Raw genomic sequence first — 23,780 nt, forward strand, 5'->3', positions numbered from 1 at the left:
TGGAGCATGATGCTGCGAAATCGTCCAGGGAACGCTGGCTGCGGGCGCAATCCGTCGAGCCGCGACAAGCGTGCGCGGAGGTACACATGATCGGTCGGATTTCCATCCGCGCCCGGGGTCGCTCGGCGGCCCTGGCTGCTGCCGCCACGCTGGTGGCCGTGACCGTGGCCGCCTGCGGGGGCGGCTCGTCCGAGGGCGGCGGTGGTTCGGGCGGCGGCGCGCTCGTCGTCGACTCGAGCTTCGACCTCAAGACGATCGACCCGGGCCGCGAGTACGAGCTCACCGGGCAGCTGCTCACCAAGGGCATGTACGAGACGCTGCTGACCTTCGAGGGCAACGACCTCACCACGCCGGTCGGAGCGCTCGCGACCTCCTACGAGCTCTCGCCGGACGCGACGACGCTGACCCTGCCGCTGGCACAGGGGCGCGTCTTCTCCGACGGCACCCCGGTCACCGCCGACGACGTGGTGTTCTCCCTGCAGCGTCTCGCCGGGATGAAGGGCAACCCGTCGTTCCTGCTCGACGGCGTCACCGTGGCCAAGAAGGACGACGCCACGGTGGTGCTCACCAGTGCCGAGCCGAACCCGGCCCTGCCGTTCATCCTGCCCAACCCGGCGCTGTCGATCGTCAACGCCGAGGTCGTGCAGGCCAACGGCGGCACCACCGACGAGAGCGACGCCGCCGAGAAGTTCCTCAACAGCGCGTCGGCGGGTTCGGGCCCGTACGTCCTCGAGTCGCTCGACGTGGCCAGCCAGGCCGTGCTGACCCGCAACGAGGCCTACAACGGCCCGGACCGGCCGGCCTACGACACGGTCGTGGTCCGCAACGTCAAGGCGGCGACCCAGGCGCTGAACGTCCAGAAGGGCGACAGCCAGGTCGCGCTCGACCTCTCCGGCGACCAGGTGCAGGGCCTGGACGCGGGCAGGGTCACCGTCACCAGCGGCCCGTCGGCGTACATGATCTTCCTGATGCTCAACCAGAGCGCCGAGATCTCGCCCGCCACCAGCAACCCGCAGTACGTCTCGGCCGTGAAGAAGGCCATCGACTACCCCGGGCTGCTGGGCGTGGCGGGCGCGGGCGCCGTGCAGCCAGGCGGCATCATCCCGTCGCTGATCACGGGGGCGCTGCCCGCCGCGGGGGCTCTGACCCACGACCCCGCGGGCGCCGCGGCCGATCTCGCCGCCAGCGGGATGGCGGGCGAGCGGCCCACGCTCGCCTACCCGAGCGACCTCACGCTCAACGGCCTGAGCTTCCAGACGATCGCAGAGCGGCTGCAGTCCCAGCTCGCCGCCGCCGGCATCGCCGTCGACCTGGCGCCGGCCCCCGTGGCCACCGAGCTGGACAACTACCGCAACGGCAAGGAGCAGATGGGGCTCTGGTACTGGGCCCCGGACTTCCCGGACCCCTCCAACTACCTGGCCTTCGCCCCCGACGGGCTGATCGGCGAGCGCGCGAACTGGACCGCCACGGCGGCGCCGGACATCGCCGCGGCGGCCACCGCAGCGGACGCGACCGTCGACCCCGCGCAGCGCGAGGCGGCCTACCACCGGTTCCAGGAGAGCCTCAACGCCGGCGGCCCGTTCATCCCGCTCGTGCAGCCGCCGTCCAACATCGTCACGGCGAACTCGGTGACGGGAGCGGTGTACAACCCGATCTGGACGGTCGACCTCGGTGACATCGGTGTCGACGCAGCGCAGTAGCCACCCGCTGGTCCGGTACGTGCTGCGCCGCCTCGGGGTGTCCGCGCTGCTGGTCCTCGGCGTCACCCTGGTGACGTTCGTGCTGACGAACCTCGTGCCCGGCGACACGGTGGCGGCCAACCTCGGGCAGCAGGCGGCGGAGGACCCGGCGATCGTGGCGGCCTACCGCGCCCACTACGGGCTCGACCGGCCGTTGCCCGAGCAGTACGTGACCTACCTCGGGAACCTGGTGCAGGGCGACCTCGGGGAGTCGCAGCAGACCCACCGGTCGGTCGTGGCCGACCTGTCGGCGGCGGTGCCCGCCACGCTGGAGATCGCGGTCGGCGCGATCGTGCTGTCGATCCTGATCGGCGTCGGCCTCGGAGTGGTGGCCGCGGTGCGGCGCGGGCACCTCACCGACAGCGCGCTGCGGCTCGTGTCGCTGGTGGGCATCTCGGTGCCGACGTTCTGGCTGGCGATGGTGTCGTTCTACGTCTTCTCCTACCAGCTCGACATCGCCCCCGGTTCGGGCCGGCTCTCCCCGGCCACCACCGCGCCGCCGGACGTCACCGGTCTGTACACGGTGGACTCCCTGCTCGCCGGGGAGTGGGAGACGTTCGCCGACGCCGTCGCGCACCTGATGCTGCCCACGCTGGTGCTGACGCTCTACACGGTCGGGCTGCTCACCCGGTTCACCCGCTCCGCCGTGCTGGAGGTCCTCGACCAGGACTACGTGCGCTCGGCGCGGGCGAAAGGGCTGCCGGGGCGCACCGTGCTCGTGCGCTACGTGCTGCGCGCCGCGCTGGTGCCGATCCTGACGGTGGTGGGCCTGGCGTTCGGCGCGCTGCTCTCGGGCACCGTCCTGGTGGAGCAGATCTTCTCGTGGCCCGGCATGGGTTCCTACGCCTACCAGGCCGCATCACACCTCGACCTGCCCGGCGTGATGGGCGTCGGGCTCGTCGTCGGCGTCATCTACGTCGTGATCAACCTGGTCGTGGACCTGCTCTACGGCGTGATCGACCCCCGGGTTCGGGTCTCATGAGCGAGAACGGCCTGCGAGCGCGGTTCACGAAGCGGGTTCCCGAGGCCTGGCGCACACCGCTGGGCATCACGGGTGCGGTGGTGGCGGCGATGTGGATCCTCGCCGCCGTCCTCGGGCCGGTGCTGTGGCCCTACGGCCCGCTCGTGCAGGACTTCGCACGACTCGAGGCACCCAGCGCCGCGCACTGGTTCGGCACCGACGAGCTCGGCCGCGACGTCCTCACCCGCGTGCTCGCGGGCGCGCAGGTGACGGTGCCGCTCGCGCTCCTGCTCGTCGGGCTGTCGGTGGTGGTCGGTGGCCTCCTCGGGCTGGCTGCCGGGTTCTTCGGGCGCTGGGTCGACGAGACCGTGATGCGGGTGACCGACCTGGTGATGGCGTTCCCCATCGTCATCCTCGCCATGGTGGTGGCCGCGGCGCTCGGGGCGAGCCTCGTCAACGCGGTGCTGGCCGCGCTGGTGGTGTCCTGGCCCGCGTACGCCCGCGTGACGCGCGGGCTCGTGATGGGCGTCCGGAACGCCGACTACGTGCTGGCCGACCGGCTGCTCGGCTTCTCCGCAATGCGGTCCCTGCGCACCGACATCGTCCCGATGGTGGTGGGGCCGGTGCTGATCCTGGCGAGCCTGGACATCGGCACCGCGACCCTGCTGTTGTCGGGCCTGTCGTTCCTCGGTCTCGGGGCGAAGCCGCCGACCGCCGAGTGGGGATCGATGGTGGCCACCGCGGTGCAGCACTTCGACTCCTGGTGGATGGGCGTGTTCCCCGGCCTGGCCATCCTGACCGTCGTGATGGCGTTCAACTTCCTCGGCGACGCGCTGCGCGACGCGCTCGACCCCCGCACCGCGGGCGTCCTCGGGAAGGCGGAGACGCGATGACGGTGCTGGACGTCTCCGGCCTCACGCTCGGCATCGGCGGGACCGAGATCCTGCGTGGCGTGGACCTGACCCTGGAGGCGGGCCGGATCCAGGGGCTGGCCGGGGAGTCCGGGTCGGGCAAGACGATGACGGGTCTCGCGGTGATGGGGTTGCTGCCGCCCGGGTCGCAGGTGACCGGGAGCGTCACCTACGGCGGCCAGGAGCTCCTCGCGCTCCCCCCGGCCCGGCGCAACGCCCTGCGCGGCACCGAGATCGCCATGGTGTTCCAGGACCCGTCGACGAGCCTGCACCCGATGCTCAGCGTGGGCGCGCAGCTCACCGACCACCTGCGCCACCACCTCGGATCGAGCCGCGGCGCCGCGCGCGAGCGGGCCGTCGAGCTGCTGGGCAGGGTGCGCATCCCCGATCCGGCCGGCGCGCTGCGCCGCTACCCGCACCAGTTCTCCGGCGGGCAGCGGCAGCGGATCGCGATCGCCATCGCGCTGGCGTGCTCGCCGAAGGTCCTCATCGCCGACGAGCCCACCACCGCGCTCGACGTCACCGTGCAGGCCGGGGTGCTGCACCTGCTGCGCGACCTGGCCTCGGAGATGGGCCTGGCCGTGCTGCTGGTGACCCACGACCTCGGCGTCATGAGCGCGGTGGCCGACCGGGTCGCGGTGATGCGGCACGGCACGGTCGTGGAGAACGGCGAGCGCCACCAGGTGTTCACCGCGCCCGCGCACCCCTACACCGCATCGCTGCTGGCGAGCCTGCCCGGCACCGCAGGCGGCGTGCAGACCCTCGACGACGTGCGCCGGTTGGAGGCAACGTGATGCTCGACGTGACCGGGCTGCGCGTGACCTACCGGGGTCGCCCGCCGGTGCGTGCCGTCGACGGCGTCGACCTCACCGTGGACGCCGGGCAGGTCGTGGGCCTGGTGGGGGAGTCGGGGTGCGGCAAGTCCACCATCGCGCGCGCGATCTGCGGCCTGGTGAAGCCTGCGGCGGGCACCGTGGCGTTCGAGGGCACGCCCGTCACACCGCTCGGGCTGCGCCGCCGTCCGGCCGCGCTCACCCGCGTCCAGATGGTGTTCCAGGACCCCTACGCCTCGCTGCACCCCCGGCGCCCGATCGGCGTGCAGATCGGCGACGGGGTGCGCGCCGCCGTGGCGCGCGGTGCCGCGTCCTCCGAACCCGGAGCGTGGCTGCGGCGGGTAGGGCTGGACCCGGACGCCGCCCGGCGTCATCCGCACGAGTTCTCGGGCGGCCAGCGCCAGCGCATCGCGATCGCCCGGGCCCTCGCGGCGCGCCCGGACCTGCTCATCGGCGACGAGCCGATCTCCGCGCTGGACGCGTCGACGCAGGCGATCGTGGCGGCGTTGATGCGCGACCTCGCGGTGGACAGTGGGGCAGGCCTGCTGTTCATCTCCCACGACCTGTCGGTGGTGCGGCTGATCGCCGACCGGCTCGTCGTCATGTACCGGGGGAGGATCGTCGAGTCGGGCCCCGCGCAGGAGATCTGGCGCGACCCGCAGCACCCCTACACGCAGGCGTTGCTGGCGGCGGTGCCGGTGCCGGACGGCTCCGGACGCATGCCCGCACCGCCCGTCGACGACGCCGGGTACCCGCTCGAGGCGGTCCTGCGCTGACGGGATCGGAGATGCGCCCGACGGAGGAGGCCGGGGGACGTCACCGCGTCAGGCCGACGAGGTCGTAGCGCAGGACGAACACCAGCACGACAGCGAGTGCCGTGGCGAGGATCGCGAAGTGGGCGCGTCCGCTCCGGCTCCACCAGCGGCGCCGCCATGCGAGTGCCGCGCACACGACGGTCCCTGCGGTCGCTGCGATCACGAGGGATGTCGCCGTGTGCAGCGCGAGAACGGCGCCTGCGTCGGCGCCGAGGACGAAGGCGTACTGACCGGCGGCGGCCACTCCGATCAGCACGACGAACGTGCCGGCCGCGAGCAGGCGGGCCGCCCGCGCGGCACGCGGACCACGGCGCCGCGAGGACCTGCGCAGCAGCCACGCGGCGGGCCACGCCAGCATCGTCGAGAGCGAGAGCAGCGCCGCCGAGAAGGCGGCGAGGTGCAGGTCCAGCTCGTCGTACCACGGCACCCGGTCCAGGACGAAGGAGTAGTTGTTGTACGACGTGGCGGCGCGCCACGGTGTCCCGTCGCGCACGACGCTGAAGGTGAGCGCACTACCGTCGTCCGAGCGGTAGACGCCCTCGCGCTCCGCGGTCCATGCGCGCTCGCTGCGCCCTGCTCCCGCGGAGAAGCCTCGCGTGACGATGCCGCCGGCAACCACGTCCACCGCCAGATCGGGGACCGCGAGCAGGGTGAACAGCTGGGCGGGGTCGCGGTGGGTGAACTTGACCCACCGGTACGTCCCGGAGACCGGCCCGGGCGGCGTCACCGGCCCGGCCGAACTCGGCCGTGGGAGACCGGCCACCGCGTCGACGACGGCGTTGCGCAGTTCCTCACGAGCACGGTAGGTGCCGTCGAAGGGTGGTTGTCCGCCCAGACCGTCGCCGTTGTACGCGACGAAAAGGCCGATCCCACGCTGCGGCCACAGGGTGAGCATGCTGTGGCTGCCGGGACCTTCGCCGCTGTGGCCGAGCAGGCGGGAATCGCCGCGGAAGGATTCGAACAGCGGGATGGTCACTCCCGGCTGGCCCTGCGCACGCCCGAAATGCTCGCGGTGCATCAGATCCACCACCGGCGGCGCCAGGAGCCGGACCCCATCGACGGGATGCCCCAACTGCGCGAGCAGGAACCGGCTCATGTCCGCTGCGGTCGTGACGATCCCGACGCTCGGCGCCCGGCCGTCGAACCCGCGCTCGGCCTCGACCAGCCGGTCGCCGTCGTGGGTGTAGGAGAGGGCGTGCTCGGGGCTCAGCGGATCCGTCGGCCGCACGGCGAACCGGGTCTCGGCCATGCCCAGGGGCGTCAGGATCTGTTCTGACACGTACTGCTCGTACGGCCGGCCGCTCACGATCTCGACGAGGTGTCCGGCGAGGTCGTAGTTGTAGTCGGCGTAGGAGTGCACCTCGCCGGGCGGGCGGACCCGTGGGGGCTGGTGCCGGGCCACGTGCTCGGCCAACGTCGGCGATCGGGGTGTGGCCGGGTCGACGAGTGGATCTTCGAACCCGCTCGTGTGCGTCAGGAGGTCCTGGAGACGAACGGGACGGCCGGGGTAGGTGTCGACGATGTCGAATGCAGTCAGGTAGGTGTTGACGTCGGCGTCGAGGGCCATTCGCCCCTGCTCCACGAGTTGCATCACGGCAGTGGCGGTGAACACCTTGGTGACGGAATTGATGTGGAAGGTGGTCCGCTCCGCCGAGACGGGACGGGCATCTCCGACGTCGGCCAGACCGTAGCCCTTCTCGAGGATGCGGCGCCCGCCCCCGACGATGCTGACCGTCGCACCCGGTATCCCGAGATCACGCAGCTGGGAATGCAACATCCCGTCGACGGTGGCCGTGAGATCCGTCGGGTCCTGCGTCGTCGTATTGACGCCCGTGCTCGCCCGCGATTGCGCGAGAGATTCGACCGGGTGCGCGACCGGGGCCAGGGCGGAGGCGAGTACGAGGAGGGTCGGTGCGATTCGACTCAGCAGGATGTGCACGTCACACCGTTCATGATCGAGACCGTAGATAAGGGCGATCACGAGCGCGATGGGGCTACCGGGACATCTGTACGGTGGCTCTCCCCCGAGCAGCCGGGGCACGTCCTCACAGATCGTCGTAGCGGACCGGGTCGATCTCGCGACATACTGTGCGCCGACACGGCGCTGACATCACATGTGCCGCAGCGGAGCCGACGTCCCGGGGGGAACGAGCAGGTTGTCCGCATCTGCGCCCGCGCCTGGCGAGCCGCTGCTCGCCGTCCGGCCCCGGCCGGCGCCGTTCTACCGCAGTCGTCGGTTCCTGTGGCGGTTCGTGCCGGTTGCGGCGCTCGCTCTCGCCGGCGTCGTCGCACTGCTGTTGTCGGGCACGGTCGCATTGCCGTTCCAGCCGATGGTCACGCTGGTGGGTGTCGGCGGCTCGAAGCTCGAGTACCTCGACGATCCTCAGGTGCGTGCCCAGCTGCTGCGTCGCCACGTCACCGTGCAGACCACGCGGCTGGGCTCCCGTGAAGCGGCGCGTGCCGACTTCGAGGGGGTCGACTTCGTCTTCCCGTCGGGTCAGCCGACGGCCGAACTCGTCCAGCAGCGCCGGCAGCAGGCGCAGGAGTACGCCTCCGCGCACCGCGTCTTCGTCAGCCCGATCGTGCTCGCGACCTACCGGGAGTACGCCGAGACACTGCGCGCGGCGGGCCTCGCGCGGCCCCAGCCCGGCCAGGATCCCGGGCGCCCCATCTACTACGACCTGTCGCTCGGTCCGTTCCTGGACCAGGGGCGGGCCGGCCGGACGTGGGACGATCTCGGCATCGGCCGGCAGGGCGTCAGCAACGGGAACACCGTGCTGGCGCAGACCTCGAACGTGTGCGCGGCCAACAGTGCGGCCACCTACCTCGGGCTGGTCGCCTTCATGACACGAGGCGGAGTGCCGGATTCGGAGGAGGACGGGGTCGAGCTGGCGAGGCAGATCCGGCCGCTGCTGCGTGAGCAGGGCCTGCCGACGCGCGCGCCGGACGTCCTGTACTTCATCCCCGAAGGGCGTGGGCTCGTCCCGGTCATCGTGATCTACGAGCACCAGTACCTCGCCTACCAGCTCGGCCGGGTCGACGCCGGTGCCGGGCTGGACGAGGACCGGGTGCTGCTCTACCCGGACGCGACGTTCCAGAACGAACCGACGCTCGTCGCGCTCACCGCGGAAGCGCAATGGCTGGGCGACTACCTGACCACGGATCCCGAGCTCCGCAGGCGGGCTCTGGAGCTCGGATATCGCGTGCTCGACCCGAGCCTCGACGACTCCAGCGCGGAGCTTCCCGGGTTCCTGGCCGAGCGGGGCGTGCCGGCGCCATCGATGTCGGACCAGTACACGCGGGCGCTGTTGCCGGACGTGCCGACGCTGGAGGCGATGATCACCGCCGTCGGCGACTGCCCCCCGATCCCCGGCTGACGCGGCCGTGTTCCCGCTGCTCGCCGTGCGACCGCTCGCCCGGCTCTGCGCCGTGCTGGCGGTGCTGGCAGCGCTGGCAGCCTGTGGCCTGACCCCGCCGGCCCCGGCCACGTTGCGGGTGCTCGCCACGCCGGAGCTGGCCGGCATCGAGCCGCTGCTCGCAGACCTGCGCGCGGACACCGGCATCGACCTGCAGCTGGACATGGGCCACGGTCTCGACGCCGTCGGCGCGCTCCGCCCCGGGGTGTACGAGCACGACGCCGCCTGGCTGTCGTCGGATCGCTACTTCCACCTCGAGCTCGCGGAGTCCGGGTACGCCGGGCCTCGGCCGCCCAGCACGTCCATCATGTTGTCGCCGGTGGCGGTGGGCATGAAGCCCGCCGTCGCCGCACGGCTGCGGACCGACGGACCGATCTCGTGGGCAGACCTCGCCGCGAGTGCCGCAGCCGGCGAGCTGCGGTTCGGGATGGCCGAGCCGCGCCGGTCCGGGAGTGGGCTCGCCGCGTTGGTCGGCGTCGCCACGGCAGCGGCAGGCAGCGGCCGCGCCCTGCAACCCGAGGACGTCACCTGCGACCGGCTCCGCGGCCTGCTCACCGGGCACGTACTGCGCGCCGACGGATCGGCCGCACTCGTCGACGGCTTCGTGGCGCGCGAGCCGGAGCTGGACGCACTGGTGGCGTCGGAGTCCACCCTGCTGTCACTCAACGCCACCGGTCGGCTGGCGGAGCCGTTGGAGATCGTCTACCCGACCGACGGGATCATCCAGTCCGACTTCCCGCTCCTCCTCCTGGACCCGGCGCACCGCGATGCCTACGACCGGGTGGTCGAGTGGCTGCTCACCGAACCCGTCCAGCGGCGGATCATGGAGCTGACCGCGCGCAGGCCGATCGACCCGGACGTCGCGCGCCTGCCGCAGCTGCCGGCGACCACCGGCAACGCGCTGTACTTCCCGGACCGGCTGGACGTGGTGGACGCACTGCTCGCCGACTACGAGGCGATGCAGACCCGGCCGCCGGGCCACACGATCTTCCTGCTCGACTTCTCCGGGTCGATGCGCGGCGACCGGATCGCTGCACTGCGCACAGCGTTCGCTGAGCTCACCGGCACGGGCGACGCGTCGTTCGTGCGGTTCTACGCGGGCGAGCGCGTCACCGTCGCCCGGTTCGGGAGCGAGGTGCTGGCAGAACGCGAGTTCGCGGCCGGCGATCCGGCCGAACTGGCCGCGCTGCGGAACTTCGTCGGTGCCGAGGAGTTCGACGAGAGCACCGCGGTCTGGAGCGCGGCCGAACACGGGTACGGCATCGCGACCAGGACGCTCGCGGCCGACCCCGCGACACCGGTGTCGATCGTCCTGATGACCGACGGCCTCAGCAACGCGGGCCTCACCGCCGACGAGCTCATCGACCGGCAGAACGCACCCGGCCGGCCGGCCGTGCCGCTGTTCACCATCCGGGTCGGCGAGGCCGACGCCGCCGAGCTGGCGAGGGTCGCGACGGCCACCGGCGGGCGGGCGGTCGACGCCGGAACCGACCTCTCCCACGCATTCGAGGAGCTCCGTGGCTGTCGCTGACCGGGCCTGGCTCGCCGTGTGGTGGCCGTGGCTGCTCGTCTGGGGTGCCACGATCGCGCTGATCGCGGCCGCGGTCGCCATCGTGCTCACCCACCGCCGGGACCACAGGTCCGGGCCCCGCCACAGCATCACCATCTACCTCGACGAGAGCTCCGTCATGGACCTCTACCGCCAGTACGGCGGCAAGTACAAGGCCGCGCTGCGCCACGAGGTGCAGGAGCGGATCAGCAGCGGTGCCGAGCTGGAGGCGTCCGCGGAGCTGGCGCCGCTGCGAGCGCGGGCCAGCCGCGGCGTGAACAGCGAGGTGTTCCGCACCTACATCGAGAAGGCGGAGCCGATCACGGTTGTCTCGATCATCGTCGACGTCCTCGAGCGGGCGGCCGACATCGTCGACGTGGACCTGACCCGGCAGGAGGTCGGGGCGAGCGACGCGCTCGACCGGGCGTTCGCAGGCCGCCCGCCCGCCGGAGGCGTCCACCTGCGCGACGTGGACGCGTTCGTGTCCGTGCTCGGTCGGTTCCGGGCAGTCCAACGGACCGAGGAGTCCACCACGTTCGAGGCCCCTTTCGGCGACCCCGCCGACCCCGCTTCGGAGGCGAAGGTACGGATCGTCTGTTCCGACGACGGCCTGCGCTCCACGGTTCTTCCAGCCGGAAGAGCGCGATGCCTCGGCCTGGCCGGTGACTGGGACGCCGCGACGCGGACGCTGACCGTGCATCCCATCGCGGTGTTCCGCTGACGGACGCGATGCCCGAAGCGGACTGCGTCGGATGCACCGGTGTCGCAACGGGTACGCCGAACCCAGGAGACCGAACCGAGGAGGACGCCGAGGTGACGGTGACCAGGGGCCAGGCCGACGACGCCACCCCGTACGCCGGTGCGGGGCGGGACGACCAGGGCCACGGGCGGCGGGAGCGGATCGTCGTCGGGGTCGACGGCACGGCCGCGGGCGTCGCGGCGCTGCGCTGGGCGGTCGAGCACGCGCGGGGGAGCGGATCGCGCGTACGTGCTGTCGCGGTCAGCGAGCCGATGCCGATGGTGGGCAGCGGAGCGGAGATCGCAGGCGGGCTGACCGCGCAGAGCATGCTCGACGACGAGGAGTTCACCGCGGCCGCTCAGGCGTGGCTCAACGAGGCGATCACAGCATTGCCGGTCGACGCGCAGCAGTCCGTGGAGCGAGAGGTCGTGCGCGGTGCGGCAGCCACCGTCCTGCTGGAGGAGGCACGCGAGGCCGATCTCCTGGTCCTGGGCAACCACGGACATGGCGCCATCACCGGTGCGCTCACCGGTTCGGTCGCGCAACGCTGCGCCCATCACGTGAAGTGCCCGCTGGTCCTGGTGCCCGCCCCGCCCGACCAGACCGGGTGACCACGCCGGTGCGCCTGGTGCACCGGCGTGTCGCTCCCGCGCGTCAGGAGGCGCCGGCGGTCTCCACGCGGTCGCGCAGCCCGCTGCCGGCACCGGTGGCCTGCGCGCAGTGCGCGCAGCAGAAGAACCGGCCACCGGCCTGCACGCCGTGCCCGATCACCCTGCATCCGCAGTGCTCGCACACCGGCGCCATCCGGTGGATGGCGCATTCGAAGCTGTCGAACACGTGCACGTTGCCCTGCGCGTGCACCTCGAAGGCCATGTCGTAGTCGTTGCCGCAGACTTCGCAGGCGGCCATGACGTGCTCCTCACCTCGATGGGGTGGACCCGGTCCTCGGTCGGTGGTGCCGGACCGGCTCGTTCACCGTGTTGCACACCCGCCGGGTACCCCGCATCCACGGTGCGCGTCACACGGTCAGCCGGACGGGCTCGTCGTCGCGCCGAGCGCGGTGAGCGACGCGGCCGGAGCGTCGCTCGCGCTCTCCCGGGAGCACCAGGCGACGGCCGGCCGGTCCAGCGCGCGCAGCGCGGCGCACATCAGCATCTCGTTCGCGGTGAGCACCGGCTTGCCCACGAGCTCCTCGAGCGAGGCGAGGACGTCGTAGGTGGGGATGTTCGTGCATCCGATGAACAGCGCTTGCGCCCCGTCCCCGCCCATCCGTGGGGTGTCCCCGCGCCCGATCTGCTCGAGCACCTCGACGCCGTCCACCCACACCGTCTGCACCCCGTGCTCGGCGAGGTAGCCGACCAGCCGCCGGTTCATCGCGCGCGGGTAGGGGGTGACGACGCCGAGCCGGGTGACGCCGAGCAGGCGCAGCCCGTCGACCAGCGCTCGGGACATGGTGCAGGCGGCCGGAGCGCCGGCGTCCCGGATCGTGCGGGACAGCACGCGGTCGCCGGCCGCGCCGTCGACGAAGCTGCCGGCGGCGCAGGCGTAGGCGACGACTGCCGGCTCGGGCGTCAGCAGGTCCTGGGTGGCCTGCCGGACCGCCGCCAGGTCGTGCAGGAGCTCGGCGACCTGGACCGTCATCCGGGAGGCGCAGGTCGGCAGCCGTGTCACGTGCAGCGCGACATCGGCCGGCACCCAACGCCAGAGCTCCCGATCGAGGGTGAAGTCGGCGGGCGCGATCACCCCGATGCCCTGTGGGGGCGCGGGCTCGGCGGGGTGCAGTGCGTCAAGGGTTGCCAAGGCCGTTCACCTGCCAGGTGCGGGGGTTCTCGAGAGGCGGTACCCGTCGGCTACCCGACGGCGCTCGGCCCATGCCCCGCGCAGGGGTCAGCCGCGCAGGGCGAGGTAGGGCGCGAGGGCCAGCAGGGTGACGACCAGAGCGTTCTTGAGACTCCGGGTCGGCAGCGCCTGAGCGATCTTCCAGCCGATGAGCACGCCGGCCAGCTCGGGGATGCCGACCAGAGCGGCGAGGGGCCAGTCGATCGCCCCGTGCGCCAGGTACCCCAGGGTGCCGACACCGGCGATGACGATCGACTGGGCCTGGGCGGCCGCCAGGGACTCCAGTACCGGGACGCCGAGGGCGACAAGGAGCGGGACCGTCAGCATCGGGCCGCCGATGCCCACGATGCCGGCGGCGACGGCGACGGCGAACCCGATCCCGGCCACGAGCGGTGCGGACGGGTGGGCTGTCGCGACGACACGGGCTCGGTGCTCGCGGTACCAGACGAGCGCGGCCACGAACGCCACGAAGCTCCCGAGCACCACACCGAAGACCCGCTCGGACACCCGGGCGTTGATCAGCACGCCGACCGGCGTGCCGAACAGGGCGGCCGCGGCGAGGAGCAACGCCGTGCGGCGGATCGCGGGGTCGCCGAGGTGGCCGGAGCGGGTGTAGGCGGCGGTGGCCAGTACACCCGTGGCGACGTGGGTGACGATCGCGGTACCGGCCACTTCGGACGGGGACGCGGCGGTCAGGGTGAAGAGGCCGATCGTGGGCAGCACGCCGCCGGGCCCCACCGCGGTGATGCCGATCCCGCCGACCAGGCCCAACACTGCCAGCAGGACCAGGACGGGGATCGTCAGCTCAGCCATCGGCACGCTCACCGCGCGCCGCCGTCAGCACGGCCGCCGCTGCACGACGTCGGCGAGAACCGTGGTCACGAGCTTGTGGACGGTTGTCGTGGTCGGCGGGCCGGGGTCGCGGTCCGCGAACAGGAGGTGCGCGCCACCGACCAGGGAGAGGGTGAGGGACTCGATGTCGGCGTCGGCGGCGATGCGGCCCCGCCCACGCTCGTCGGCCAGGTAGGCGGAGATCGCCGTGGTGGCCTGCGCGAGGATCGTGATGCCGCCCCCCGGCGCCGCTCGTCGCAGCCGCGCGCGCAGCTCGTCCCGGAAGGTGATGAGCGGGATGATCGCCACGGGAACCGGCCCGAACAGCGTCACCAGCGCGCTGGTGAGGTTGTCGGCCACCGTGGCGGTGCCCGCGGACTCGCGCAGCGCGCTCGCCCGCGTCTCGAGCTGCGCGGCACGATCGAGCACCAGTTCGGCGAGGAAGGCGTCGAAGTCGCTGAAGTGCCGGTGCAGCACGCCTTTGGCGCAGCCCGCCTCGTCGGTGACGGCCCGGCTGGTCAGCGCGTGCGCCCCGTCGCGCAGCAGCACGCGTTCGGCGGCGTCGAACAGCTGCTGCCGCGCGTCGCGAAGGTGCACCCCGGTCGGCATCCGCAGATCCTCTCGCACGTCCGGCAGGCGACGTCCGTTGCCGAGTGGGCAGGCGCCCACTAAGGTGGGCACATGCCCACCTTACCCCAGGAGCCAGCCCCACCGGGGCTGCACGAGGCCCGGCGGACGGCCGAGTCGTTCGGTACCGACGCGCACCGCTACGACCGGGCGCGGCCCGACTACCCCGAAGGGCTGGTGGCCCGGATCCGCGACGGGAGCCCAGGTTCCGAGGTGCTGGACGTGGGTTGTGGCACCGGAATCGCCGCCCGCCAGTTCCAGGCCGCCGGCTGTGCCGTGCTCGGTGTCGAGCCCGATGCGCGGATGGCGGAGTTCGCACGACGCCGCGGCCTGCGGGTCGAGGTGGCCACGTTCGAGGAGTGGCAGCCGGCCGGCCGGACGTTCGACGCGGTGATCGCGGGCCAGTCCTGGCACTGGGTGGATCCGGCCATCGGCGCGGTCAAGGCGGCCGCGGTGCTGCGTCCGGACGGACGCCTGGCGATCTTCGGGCACGTGTACGAGCCACCCGCCGAGGTGGCCGAGCCGTTCGCCCACGCCTACCGCCGGGTGGCACCGGAGTCGCCGTTCAGCGCGCAGCCGGCGCGACGCCCGCTGGACGTGTACCGCGCGGGGTACGCGAAGGTCGCCGACGCGATCCGTCGGAGCGGGTGCTTCCACGAGCCCGAGCAGTGGCGGTTCGACTGGGAACGGACCTACACCCGCGACCAGTGGCTGGACCTGCTCCCGACGACCGGCGGCCTCGGCCCGCTACCCGCCGACAAGACGGCCGTCGTCCTCGACGCGGTCGGCACCGCCATCGACTCGATGGGCGGCCGCTTCACGATGCGCTACACCACCCTGGCGACGTCCGCGGTGATGGATGTCGAGAAGGCCGGATCGGCTCCGACTGCTGTCTGACGGCGCCTGACGACGGGGCCGTGCCATCGTGGGAGATGCAGGAGGAATCGCGTGGACCAGCTGCTGAGGGTGCAGAACTTCACCGTCTCGCGGGACGGCTTCGGTGCCGGCGAGCACCAGAGCCTCGAGAGACCGTTCGGACACGCCGACCCCGGCGACATGTTCGCCTGGGCCGGCGCCACGGCGAGCTGGCCCAACCGCACGGATCCCGGCGGGAGCCGCGGCCTCGACGACCACTTCACGCGGGACTTCGCCCGCAACATCGGCGCCGAGATCATGGGCCGCAACAAGTTCGGCCCGCAGCGAGGCCCGTGGCGCGACCACGACTGGCGCGGCTGGTGGGGCGACGAGCCCCCGTTCCACACCCCGGTGTTCGTGCTGACCCACCACGAGCGCCCGTCGTTCAGCCTCTCCGACACCACGTTCCACTTCGTCGACGCCGAGCCCGCGGTGGTCCTGGACCGGGCGCGGGACGCTGCGCAGGGCAAGGACGTCCGGCTCGGCGGTGGGGCCACCACCATCCGCCAGTTCCTCGACGCCGGCCTCGTCGACACCATGCACGTGGCGGTCTCGCAGGTGGAGCTCGGATCCGGGGTGCGCCTCTGGGAGTCGCCCGACGAGCTGCGTGACCGGTTCCACCTCGACGTCGTGCCCAGCCCGAGCGGTGTCACCCACCACCTGTTCTGGCGACGGTGAGCCTGCTCGCGTTCGTGATCAGCAGAGTGCGGTGTTCGGTGTGCAGGGCGTTCCCGAGGGGGAGCTGAGCTGGATGAACTCGGACGCGCCGGTCGGCGCCACGCCGATGATCGCCACCGCCTTGTTGATCGGGTAGCCGGAGGGGTCGAGCGAGATCCAACCGCTCGCACCCGCCCGAGAGTCGGGCCCGTGGATCCGCTTGAACTCCTGGATCACCGCTCCCGGTGAGCTGACCGGACTGCCGGTGACGGTGGGGGAGCGGATGGCGGTGATGGCCGTCATCATCGCGTCGTAGGCCATGATCGCGTAGCTGTCGTCGAGGCTCTGGCCGGGGAACAGGGTCGGGAAGCACTCCGGGCAGCTGCCGGTCAGGTACGCCGCCGACGCGGGGGCGAACGCGTCGGGCGACTGCCGCCACGCCTGGGGGTGCGCGAGCGCGGTGTAGGCGACCGACGCGTTCGCCTCCAGGCCCCTGCTCAGCTCCGGGGAGCCGCCCGCCACGGCCGCCGCGAAGCTGGCACCGTCGTCGCCGGTCACCAGCCGGATCGGGTGGTCGAGACACGGGCGTGCCGGCAGTGCGGAGACCAGCGCGGCGAGCTCGGGCGATCGACCCGCGAAGAACACCACGTCGGGGCGTTGATGGCAGATGTTTCGCAGGATGCTGGGCATGACGTTCGCCGCGCCGGCCACCGAGCCGATGAAGGTCTCGACGGGTTCCAGCACGACGTGACCGGCGTCGGGGTAGTGCTCCCGGAACGCGACGCCGAGGCTCTGCGCGTAGCGGTCCTCCTGATCGCTGTTCTGCACGATCAGCGCTCGGCCGGTGGTCGGGCGGAGGTAGGCCGCCAGCGCGGCGGCCTCGTCCGCGGTGGTGGGGGCGACCCTGGCGAGCGAGGTGTCCGGCGGTGCGGGCGCGGAGGTGATCTGCTCGGCGGTCAGGTGGGAGACGACCACCGGCACCTCGGCCGCGACCATCGCATCGATCAGCTCGGTGAGCGGGTCGAGGGACTTGCCGCTCACCACCACGGTCATCAGCTTGTGCTCGGCGAAGCCCGCCCCCGCCATCTCGATCAGCTCGTCGATCGGTTCCCGCGCAGGGGCGGCGGAGTCACCCACGTTCACCACCAGCAGTCGGATCAGGGGCCGGTCGCCGAGGGTGGTGGTGCGGTTGGCCTGGCGCTGGGCGACGGCCGCCCCCATGACGTCGCCGGCCAGCCGGGTGGCGTAGGCGTCCTCGACGCCGGGCGGCGGGATGGGCACGACGTAGGCGATGCTGACGATCTCCTTGTCCCCGGGGTCGGCGGCGATCCGGGCGTTCTCCTCGCCGATGAGCCGGAGCACGTCCGCCGTGCCGTCGCCGAACACGGCTCCGTGCGATCCGTCGGTGATGCCGACGCAGCTGCCGTCGGCCTTCGTGATGCCCTGGGCGCAGTAGGTGATCCCCCACCAGACGCGGACGCCTACCGCGACCAGCCCGGCGACCAGCAGCACCACCAGCAGCGTGCGCCACCGTGGGTGGATGTCGGCCCACAACCCCATCAGGATTCCCCCCAACGCGAGTGCCAGCGGTTCCAGCACCTCTCGAACTCGCTGCTCCTGGCGAGCAGGAACGCCGTTCCGGCATCCGCGTGCCCGGCGAGCTCGCCCAGCTCGCGGGCGACGATCGCGCACATCTCGTGGGACGGGTCGCCGAGCGGGTCGGTGTGCAACTGCAGCGCCGCGACCAACCGTCGGGTCACGACGGTCTCCGGCGCCGGGTCCGCGGCGAGCTCGGCCCAGTGGGCGTTCGCACCGTCGGCGCGATCGGGACGGGCCAGCGGCGCCACCGCGACCTGGAGGAGCAGCTCGTACCAGTACCTCGGGTCCACCGGATCGAACATCTCGGTGAGCCGGGTCGCCACCGCTGCGAGGCGGCCCAGCGCCAGCTCGTGGTAGAGCACCGCTCGCTGGTCGTCGCGCGCGGCGGCCGGGATCCGCAGGAGCTCGTGCGCCTGGTCCCAGCGCAGGTCGAGCTCGGCGATACCGCCCTCGCGCCCCAGCCGGTGGGCGATCGCCCGCAGCGCGAACGGGTGCATCCGCGGGGGTTGCGCCACACCGTCCGCCACGGTGCGCGCGACCCAGAGGTCGTTCGCCCGGAACTCGGTGATCAGCTTCGCGACCAGCTGGTTCTCCGTGTTGAGGATCGGAGCGATGGCGGCGTCGGACAGGTCGACGGTCATCGCCATCAGGACGAGCCCGCGGCGGATCTCGTTGGCCCACGGGCCGAGCACCAGGTCGAACACCGCGTCATCCAGCGATCTCCCGGTGCTGTGCTCCATGCCGAGCACGCCCCGCAGGTCGTACCGCGCCGCACCGTCTCCGTGATCGGGCACTCCGCCGTTGCGCCGGAACGTCTCGAACACCATGTTCAGGCCGGCCGGGTGCGCCGCGGTCAACCGGTGGGCGAAGGCGACGGCGGGGAACTGGGCCGCCCGCAGGTCCCGCCGCTTCGTTTCCGCCCGCACCTCCGGTCTGGTCGGCCCGGCGGTGGGGGGCACGTCGTCGATGGGATCGACCCACACCGGGTAGAAGCGGCTCCCGGCGCGCGCGGCCCGGCGCGCCGACCAGCGGTCGGTCGAGGCCTCGGCGAGCGGATCCGGCTGCCAGTCGGCCGGCCGCTCCGCCGCATCCGGGGGGAAGCGCTGGTGGGAGGCGGCGACGACGAGCAGCGGCCCGGAGCCGTCCGGCTGTTCGGACAGCATCGTGAGGAAACGCCGGGCGGCCGGCGTGCCGACGTTGTCGAGCAGCACGAGCGCGTCGGTCCGGCGCCCGTACAGGGTGACGCCGCCGTCGAACTCGCCCCGCAGGTCGGCGACGAAGGCACGGCAGAGCACGTCGTCGACCCACTCGTGGTTGCCGAGGAACTCCTGCACGGACAGCTCCACCAGGGCATCGGCGGGGTCGGGGGTGCGGAACCCGAGTCCGTCCTGGTACCACCGCATGCCGGCGCTCCGCAGCAGCGAGATCGTGCGGACGACCTCGACCACGCCGTCCACCGCCAGGCCCACCACGTTGGTCACCGGGCCGTCCAGACCGGCGACGCCGGCGAGCGCCTCTGCCGATTCCCGCACCCAGTTCCGGCCGTCGGGCCGGTTCCGCAGCCTGCTCGTGATCAAGGCGCGGCGGGCGTCCCGGACGCCGGGCCCGCTGTCGGGATCGAGGGGCTCGCGCACCGCCCCCATCCCCAGGAAGAAGCGGGGGAAGCGGGCGCGTCCGAACCGGGGGACCCGCCGCCCCAGCTGGAATGCCAGCTGGTTCGCCACCCGGTGGGGCCGCAGGTCCGTCGGCAGCCGCTCCCCGTCGAGGTGTGCGCGCGGCGCGGGCCAGTGCTCCACCGACTGCAGGTGCCTCAGCAGGTCGGAGCCCTCCGAGCCCCGCGATCCCCAGAGCACGACGATCGGCAGGTCGTCGCCGTCCCCGTTGCCGTCACGGGCCGCGCAACCGCGAACGAACCGGTGAAGATCCTCTTCCCGATCGTCCGACACCGCCACCCCCACAGTCGCGGCAACCCGGGTGACCGGGACCACCTGATCAACGAAGTGGGCACAGGATACGCACGGTGAGTGATCGTGTCCCCCCTGTCGAGGGCGCGCGACGCCCGTACGGGCGCCGGCGCCGGGTGCGGATCGTGGTCACCCTGCGCGGTCACCCCGCGCGCGGCCGCGATGCGCCATCCTCGAGCGCGTGCCCGAGGAGACCGAGCTGATCGGCGGACCGGAGAAGCGCGAGATCGTCATCGTCGAGTACGACCCGACCTGGCCGGACAGGTTCGCCGCCGAGCGCGCGCGGATCGTGGGGGCGTTGGGTTCCTCCGCTCGCCGGGTGGACCACATCGGTTCGACCGCCGTGCCCGGCCTCGCCGCCAAGCCGATCATCGACATCGACCTCAGCGTCCGGGACCCGGACGACGAGCCGTCGTACCTGCCGGCCCTGGAGCGAGCGGGCTACCGGCTGCGGGTCCGCCAGCCGGGCCACCGGATGGTCCGCACCGCCGCCCTCGACGTGCACGTCCACATCTGCGGGGAGGGGAGTGAGTGGGAGCGCAGGCACCTGCTCTTCCGGGACCGGCTCCGCCTCGATCCCGCCGACCGCGAGGCATACGCCGCTCTCAAGCGCGCGCTCGCCGAGCGCGAGTGGGCGGACATGAACGCCTACGCCGAGGCGAAGGGCGCGCTCATCGCCGAGATCACCGCCCGCGCGCAGGTATGGGCACGGGCGGTCGGCCGGCAACCGGCGAGCCGGCGGTCTCCCTGATCGGGTGCCTACATCCCCGAGCGCAGGGCGGCGTCGGCGCGTACCACCGGCGCGGTAGCAGGGGTCGCGCCGTGAGCAGGACGTGTCCATGCGTCCGGTGCCGGATCGTGAGCATCCGATCCGAACAAGGAGAAACCCATGGACGCTCCCGGCTACGCCCGCAACCGGACCGTTTCGACCGTCGGCCCCGGCCTGTTCGCCCCCGTCGGATTCCTCGGCGCGTACCTGGCGGTCGGCCCGGTGTCCGGGGCTTCCGCCGACCGGCCGCTGCCGCTGCCCGGCTCGCCCGCCTCGGACGTGGCCGCCTACTACGCGGCCAACCCGACCGCCGTCGGAACCACCGCCGGTCTGCAGATCCTCTCGGTGGCCTGCTTCGCGGTGTTCGTCGCCGCCCTCGCGCCGGCCCTGCGCGCCGCCGGCGGCGCCTGGCTGCCGCGGGTCGGCTACCTGTCGGTGGCCGCGATGGTGGTCTCGTCCGCGCTCTCGGTGACGCTGGCGATGATCGCGAGCTCTGCGAGCGACGCGACCGTCCAGATCCTGCGCCAGTCGAACTTCTACGCGGGCGGTGTGGTCAACGTCGTGACGCTCGGCGTGTTCGTCGTCGGCTCGGCCCTGGTGCTCGGCCGTGAGCTGCTGTTCGGGAAGCCGACGCGGTGGTTCGGGTTCGTCTCCGGTGGGATCGCGATGATGGGCCTGCTGTCGTTGGCGTTCTACTACGCCAACGTCGCCCTTCCGGTCGGGCGCGTGCTCTCGATGGTCTGGACGATCGTCGCCGGCATCGTCGTCTACCGACGGGTGAAGGCGGAGAACCGGATCATCGACGCAGCACCTGCCCGAAGCACCGAGCGATGAGCCGGTGACGGCTCGGCAGGTAGGGGCGCGTCCCTGCTCACCGCTCGGATGCGCCCCTGCCCGTGCGCGATCGTGTCCGCCCGCTGCCTTCCCGGTCTCATCCTGTCGCGGCTCGGACCGCGGGTACGATTTCGTGGAGCCACTGGGAACGCATCTTCTGCTGCTCATCGATGCCATCGGCAACAGGGAAGAACACGAAGCCGCCCGCTCGGTGCTCCTCGACCGCGCCGGTCAGCTCCTCGACCCACTGGTCCACGGTTCCGCGCAGCCAGCCGATCCCGTGGCTGTCGACGCCACGGACGACGTCGACCGCGGTGTCGGTGATCGTGCCGAAGAGGTTGTAGACCGTTGCGATGGCGGCCGGATCCCTGCCCGCCTCGATCGCGGCCGAGTCGATCGTGCTCCGTGCCGCGGCGACGTAGTCGCTCCGCCAGTCCTGAGCAGCAGCGGGGAGCCATCCGTCGGCCATCCGCCCGGTGAGTGCCAGTGACGCCGGCCCCATGGAGCCGGTCCAGATGGGTGGTGTCGGAGTTGCTGTGGGAACCAGGCCGTCGACGCGGAAGAACTCGCCCTCGAACGTCACCGGGGCACCGCCGCCGGTGAGCGCTCGGACGAGGGTGATGCCCTCCTCGAGCATGCGGACGCGAGCGCCCGGCGTGCGCGGCTCGACCCCGAACTTCACGATCTCGTCCCAGAGAACTCCGGCACCGATTCCCAGCACGAGGCGTCCCCCCGACAGCTGGGACATGGTGCTCACCGTGCGAGCGAGCAGCGGCGCCGGGCGGCACGCCAGGTTGGTCACCGACACGAGCCCGCTCACCCGGCTCGTAGATCCGAGGACGTAGCCGATCGTGGCGTACGCCTCCAAGTGCTCGTGGTGGTAGGGGTGGTCGGTCACCGACACCACGTCGAGCCCGGCACGGTCGGCTTCCCGAGCGTCGGCGATCAACCTCGCGGGGTCGAAGGGGACGACACCCAGACCGTTGAAGCCGGAGTCGAGCCCCATACCGAACACCGTCATGTTCACTCCATCAGTAGCGCACACCGCCCAGGGGAGGCGCTGGTGCAGCCCGTCGAGGTCTCCCGGTCGTCGGACGCGAGAGTAGGCGTGGCCCAGCATCGACGGCTCAGCCTCGGATGCCGACCGGTAGCGGCTGAGCGTGAGGGGTCGGCGTGATCACACGTCCCTGCCGTGGCGGCCACTGGGTGGACAGGTGCTGGCAGGTTCGCCGCGCCTGGACCCACCATGCTGTGGTGAACGACGTGAAGATTGCTCTGATCACCGGAGCGAGTCGGGGTTTCGGCCGCAGTATGGCGGCTCATCTGATCGATGCCGGCGTCTCTGTCATCGGCACGTACAACCGCAGCGCGGTCGAGGCGAAGGAGTTTGCGGAGCAGGTCACGCAGAAGGGGGGAAAGCTGCATTTCCTGCAGCTGGACGTGGCCCGCGTGGACGTGTTCCCGGCCTTCACCGACAGCGTTTCGGAGGTCTTGCACGGCTGGAGGGCGCAACAGTTCGACTACCTGGTCAACAACGCGGGGATCGGCTACTTCACGCCGTATGCCGAGACCACCGAGGAGCAGTTCGACGATCTGGTCTCGGTGAACCTGAAGGCGCCGTACTTCCTGACCCAGCGGTTGCTTCCCCTCCTGGCCGACGAGGGGCGGATTCTGAATCTGTCCACCGCGCTGACCCGCGCGGTCGTGCCCGGCGGCTCCGCTTATGCCGCGGTCAAGGGGGCGTTGGAGGTGCTGACCCGCTACCAGGCCGTCGAGCTCGCCGGTCGCGGGATTCGCGTGAACACCCTCCGAGGCGGCGCGACCGAGAGCGATTTCGGTGGCGGCATCATGCACAGCGACGAGGTGAAGGAACTCTCGGCCGCGGTCATCGCACTGGGCCGGATCGGCCTTCCGGACGATCTCGGCGCGGCTGTGCCCGCAGTGCTGTCCGCTGCGTTCGGCTGGGCGAACGGGAGCTGCATCGAACTCAGCGGCGGCCAGAGCCTCTGAGGCCGAGTGGTTGCGGAGGGGTTCCTCCGTGGTTCCCGATCTTGGGCGGCGTACGCTGGGCGAGGTCGGGAGGGTTCTCCGCCGGGCCGAACGGAGCGCATGGACGGTGCCTGAGCGGGAGCGCGGGCGAGGGGTCCTGGAAAGTGGATTTCGAGTGCTGCGGGCCCTGCCGGACGCGGACGAGCATCGTCAGATGTCCAGTTTGGCCGAGCTGACCTCCATTCCCAGGTCCACGGTCCACCGGCTGTTGCGTCAACTGCGCCGGAGCAAGGCGGTCGAGCTGCGTGCCGACGGCCGGTGGACGGTGTCGCCGCAGCTGGTCGAGACCGTGGTGCGGGCGCAACCGTTCGGTGGGGTTCGCACCGGCGTCAACCGGGTCATCCAAGGGCTGCGGGATCAGACCGGTGCCACGGTGTCGCTCGTCGTGCCGACCGAGACCTCCTTGGTGGCGATGGAGATGATCCCCGGCCGGGAGGCACTGCCCATCGACGCCTACGCCGGTGTGGAGATGCCCGACGCGACAGCCGCGGGCCTGGTCCTCGATCCGGGAACCCCGCAGTCGGTCCGCAGGCGACCGTTCGCCGCCGCCGTCGACGATCAGGACCTGCTGGATGGCCTGACGTGCTACGCGAGGTTGCTGATCCTGCCCGACGGCCGGCGCGCGTCGCTGCAGATCGCCACCTCGTCCCGGCTACGAGCGGAGAGCTTCGCTCCGCACGTCCAGCGGGCGGCCCTGACGATCGAGGCGCTCACAGCACGTAACGGCCACTGA

23 protein-coding genes are annotated in these 23,780 nt (G+C 72.0%); 15 read left to right on the forward strand and 8 right to left on the reverse strand.

Going from position 1 to position 23,780, the window contains the following annotated elements; genetic code table 11:
* Positions 1–86: 86 nt before the first annotated feature.
* From CFP66_RS42335 to CFP66_RS49675, 5 genes are read left to right on the forward strand one after another with little or no spacing between them, the layout of a single operon-like run.
* Positions 87–1,700, forward strand: a complete 1,614-nt coding sequence (locus CFP66_RS42335; protein ID WP_094931016.1) for an ABC transporter substrate-binding protein — start codon at positions 87–89, stop codon at positions 1,698–1,700.
* Entirely contained in the window at positions 1,672–2,721 is a 1,050-nt protein-coding gene (locus CFP66_RS42340) for an ABC transporter permease (RefSeq protein ID WP_094931017.1), read from the forward strand. Before CFP66_RS42335 ends, CFP66_RS42340 begins: the two co-directional genes overlap by 29 nt.
* Positions 2,718–3,593, forward strand: coding sequence for an ABC transporter permease (locus CFP66_RS42345; RefSeq protein WP_094931018.1), 876 nt, complete (start codon positions 2,718–2,720; stop codon positions 3,591–3,593). The genes CFP66_RS42340 and CFP66_RS42345 overlap by 4 nt, the downstream gene beginning before the upstream one ends.
* The gene (locus tag CFP66_RS49670; RefSeq protein WP_094931019.1) at positions 3,590–4,405 is read left to right on the forward strand and encodes an ABC transporter ATP-binding protein; all 816 of its coding nucleotides are present in this window, start codon (positions 3,590–3,592) and stop codon (positions 4,403–4,405) included. Before CFP66_RS42345 ends, CFP66_RS49670 begins: the two co-directional genes overlap by 4 nt.
* Positions 4,405–5,220: an ABC transporter ATP-binding protein gene (locus CFP66_RS49675; RefSeq protein WP_094931051.1), complete on the forward strand. Its 816-nt coding sequence runs from the start codon at positions 4,405–4,407 to the stop codon at positions 5,218–5,220. The genes CFP66_RS49670 and CFP66_RS49675 overlap by 1 nt, the downstream gene beginning before the upstream one ends.
* A 40-nt stretch (positions 5,221–5,260) precedes the next feature.
* On the opposite strand, the gene CFP66_RS42360 is transcribed toward CFP66_RS49675, so the two are convergent.
* Positions 5,261–7,300, reverse strand: a complete 2,040-nt coding sequence (locus CFP66_RS42360; RefSeq protein WP_143517586.1) for a serine hydrolase — start codon at positions 7,298–7,300, stop codon at positions 5,261–5,263.
* A 115-nt stretch (positions 7,301–7,415) separates the two neighbouring features.
* On the opposite strand from CFP66_RS42360, the gene CFP66_RS42365 reads away from it, so the two are divergent.
* The 4 genes from CFP66_RS42365 (at position 7,416) to CFP66_RS42380 (ending at position 11,574) form a co-directional block, all read left to right on the forward strand.
* Entirely contained in the window at positions 7,416–8,636 is a 1,221-nt protein-coding gene (locus tag CFP66_RS42365) for a hypothetical protein (RefSeq protein WP_233160170.1), read from the forward strand.
* A 7-nt stretch (positions 8,637–8,643) separates the two neighbouring features.
* On the forward strand, positions 8,644–10,206 hold the full coding sequence (locus CFP66_RS42370; RefSeq protein WP_233160171.1) for a substrate-binding domain-containing protein: 1,563 nt from the start codon (positions 8,644–8,646) through the stop codon (positions 10,204–10,206).
* Positions 10,193–10,945 (forward strand): hypothetical protein, encoded by a 753-nt coding sequence (locus CFP66_RS42375; protein ID WP_094931021.1) that lies wholly within the window; start codon positions 10,193–10,195, stop codon positions 10,943–10,945. Before CFP66_RS42370 ends, CFP66_RS42375 begins: the two co-directional genes overlap by 14 nt.
* A gap of 92 nt (positions 10,946–11,037) precedes the next feature.
* Positions 11,038–11,574 (forward strand): universal stress protein, encoded by a 537-nt coding sequence (locus tag CFP66_RS42380; RefSeq protein ID WP_233160172.1) that lies wholly within the window; start codon positions 11,038–11,040, stop codon positions 11,572–11,574.
* 43 nt (positions 11,575–11,617) lie between these two features.
* On the opposite strand, the gene CFP66_RS42385 is transcribed toward CFP66_RS42380, so the two are convergent.
* From CFP66_RS42385 to CFP66_RS42400, 4 genes are all read right to left on the reverse strand, one after another.
* Complete coding sequence (locus CFP66_RS42385) at positions 11,618–11,872, reverse strand: hypothetical protein (RefSeq protein ID WP_094931023.1); 255 nt, start codon at positions 11,870–11,872, stop codon at positions 11,618–11,620.
* Positions 11,873–11,989: 117 nt separating this feature from the next.
* Positions 11,990–12,763, reverse strand: a complete 774-nt coding sequence (locus tag CFP66_RS42390) for an Asp/Glu racemase (protein WP_158228434.1) — start codon at positions 12,761–12,763, stop codon at positions 11,990–11,992.
* An 87-nt stretch (positions 12,764–12,850) separates the two neighbouring features.
* The gene (locus tag CFP66_RS42395) at positions 12,851–13,615 is read right to left on the reverse strand and encodes a sulfite exporter TauE/SafE family protein (protein ID WP_094931054.1); all 765 of its coding nucleotides are present in this window, start codon (positions 13,613–13,615) and stop codon (positions 12,851–12,853) included.
* A gap of 24 nt (positions 13,616–13,639) precedes the next feature.
* The gene (locus tag CFP66_RS42400; RefSeq protein ID WP_094931024.1) at positions 13,640–14,242 is read right to left on the reverse strand and encodes a TetR/AcrR family transcriptional regulator; all 603 of its coding nucleotides are present in this window, start codon (positions 14,240–14,242) and stop codon (positions 13,640–13,642) included.
* A gap of 72 nt (positions 14,243–14,314) precedes the next feature.
* Here CFP66_RS42400 and CFP66_RS42405 point away from each other — a divergent pair, with 72 nt between their 5' ends.
* Both CFP66_RS42405 and CFP66_RS42410 read left to right on the forward strand, forming a co-directional pair.
* On the forward strand, positions 14,315–15,157 hold the full coding sequence (locus CFP66_RS42405) for a class I SAM-dependent methyltransferase (RefSeq protein ID WP_094931025.1): 843 nt from the start codon (positions 14,315–14,317) through the stop codon (positions 15,155–15,157).
* A gap of 51 nt (positions 15,158–15,208) precedes the next feature.
* Positions 15,209–15,853: a dihydrofolate reductase family protein gene (locus CFP66_RS42410; RefSeq protein WP_094931026.1), complete on the forward strand. Its 645-nt coding sequence runs from the start codon at positions 15,209–15,211 to the stop codon at positions 15,851–15,853.
* Positions 15,854–15,871: 18 nt separating this feature from the next.
* Here the strand turns inward: CFP66_RS42410 and CFP66_RS42415 are convergent, their stop codons facing one another.
* Together CFP66_RS42415 and CFP66_RS42420 are read right to left on the reverse strand one after the other, a co-directional pair.
* A complete protein-coding gene (locus tag CFP66_RS42415; protein WP_094931027.1) occupies positions 15,872–17,431 on the reverse strand; it encodes an ABC transporter substrate-binding protein in 1,560 nt (519 codons plus the stop codon).
* Positions 17,392–19,377 (reverse strand): hypothetical protein, encoded by a 1,986-nt coding sequence (locus tag CFP66_RS42420; RefSeq protein ID WP_143517587.1) that lies wholly within the window; start codon positions 19,375–19,377, stop codon positions 17,392–17,394. The genes CFP66_RS42415 and CFP66_RS42420 overlap by 40 nt, the downstream gene beginning before the upstream one ends.
* 199 nt (positions 19,378–19,576) lie before the next feature.
* Between CFP66_RS42420 and CFP66_RS42425 the strand changes: the two genes are divergently transcribed.
* Both CFP66_RS42425 and CFP66_RS42430 read left to right on the forward strand, forming a co-directional pair.
* Entirely contained in the window at positions 19,577–20,146 is a 570-nt protein-coding gene (locus CFP66_RS42425; protein WP_094931029.1) for a GrpB family protein, read from the forward strand.
* 138 nt (positions 20,147–20,284) lie between these two features.
* Positions 20,285–20,998, forward strand: coding sequence for a hypothetical protein (locus tag CFP66_RS42430; RefSeq protein WP_094931030.1), 714 nt, complete (start codon positions 20,285–20,287; stop codon positions 20,996–20,998).
* Positions 20,999–21,095: 97 nt separating this feature from the next.
* Here CFP66_RS42430 and CFP66_RS42435 read toward each other — a convergent pair whose 3' ends face one another.
* Positions 21,096–22,019 carry an LLM class flavin-dependent oxidoreductase gene (locus tag CFP66_RS42435; RefSeq protein WP_094931031.1) on the reverse strand — a complete coding sequence of 308 codons (924 nt, stop codon included), beginning with the start codon at positions 22,017–22,019 and terminating at the stop codon, positions 21,096–21,098.
* A gap of 233 nt (positions 22,020–22,252) precedes the next feature.
* On the opposite strand from CFP66_RS42435, the gene CFP66_RS42440 reads away from it, so the two are divergent.
* Together CFP66_RS42440 and CFP66_RS42445 are read left to right on the forward strand one after the other, a co-directional pair.
* Positions 22,253–23,008: an SDR family NAD(P)-dependent oxidoreductase gene (locus tag CFP66_RS42440; protein WP_094931055.1), complete on the forward strand. Its 756-nt coding sequence runs from the start codon at positions 22,253–22,255 to the stop codon at positions 23,006–23,008.
* Between the two features lie 106 nt (positions 23,009–23,114).
* On the forward strand, positions 23,115–23,780 hold the full coding sequence (locus tag CFP66_RS42445) for a helix-turn-helix domain-containing protein (protein WP_255413939.1): 666 nt from the start codon (positions 23,115–23,117) through the stop codon (positions 23,778–23,780).

Origin of the sequence: Pseudonocardia sp. MH-G8 (genome assembly GCF_002262885.1) — a bacterium.
Lineage (GTDB): Bacteria > Actinomycetota > Actinomycetes > Mycobacteriales > Pseudonocardiaceae > Pseudonocardia.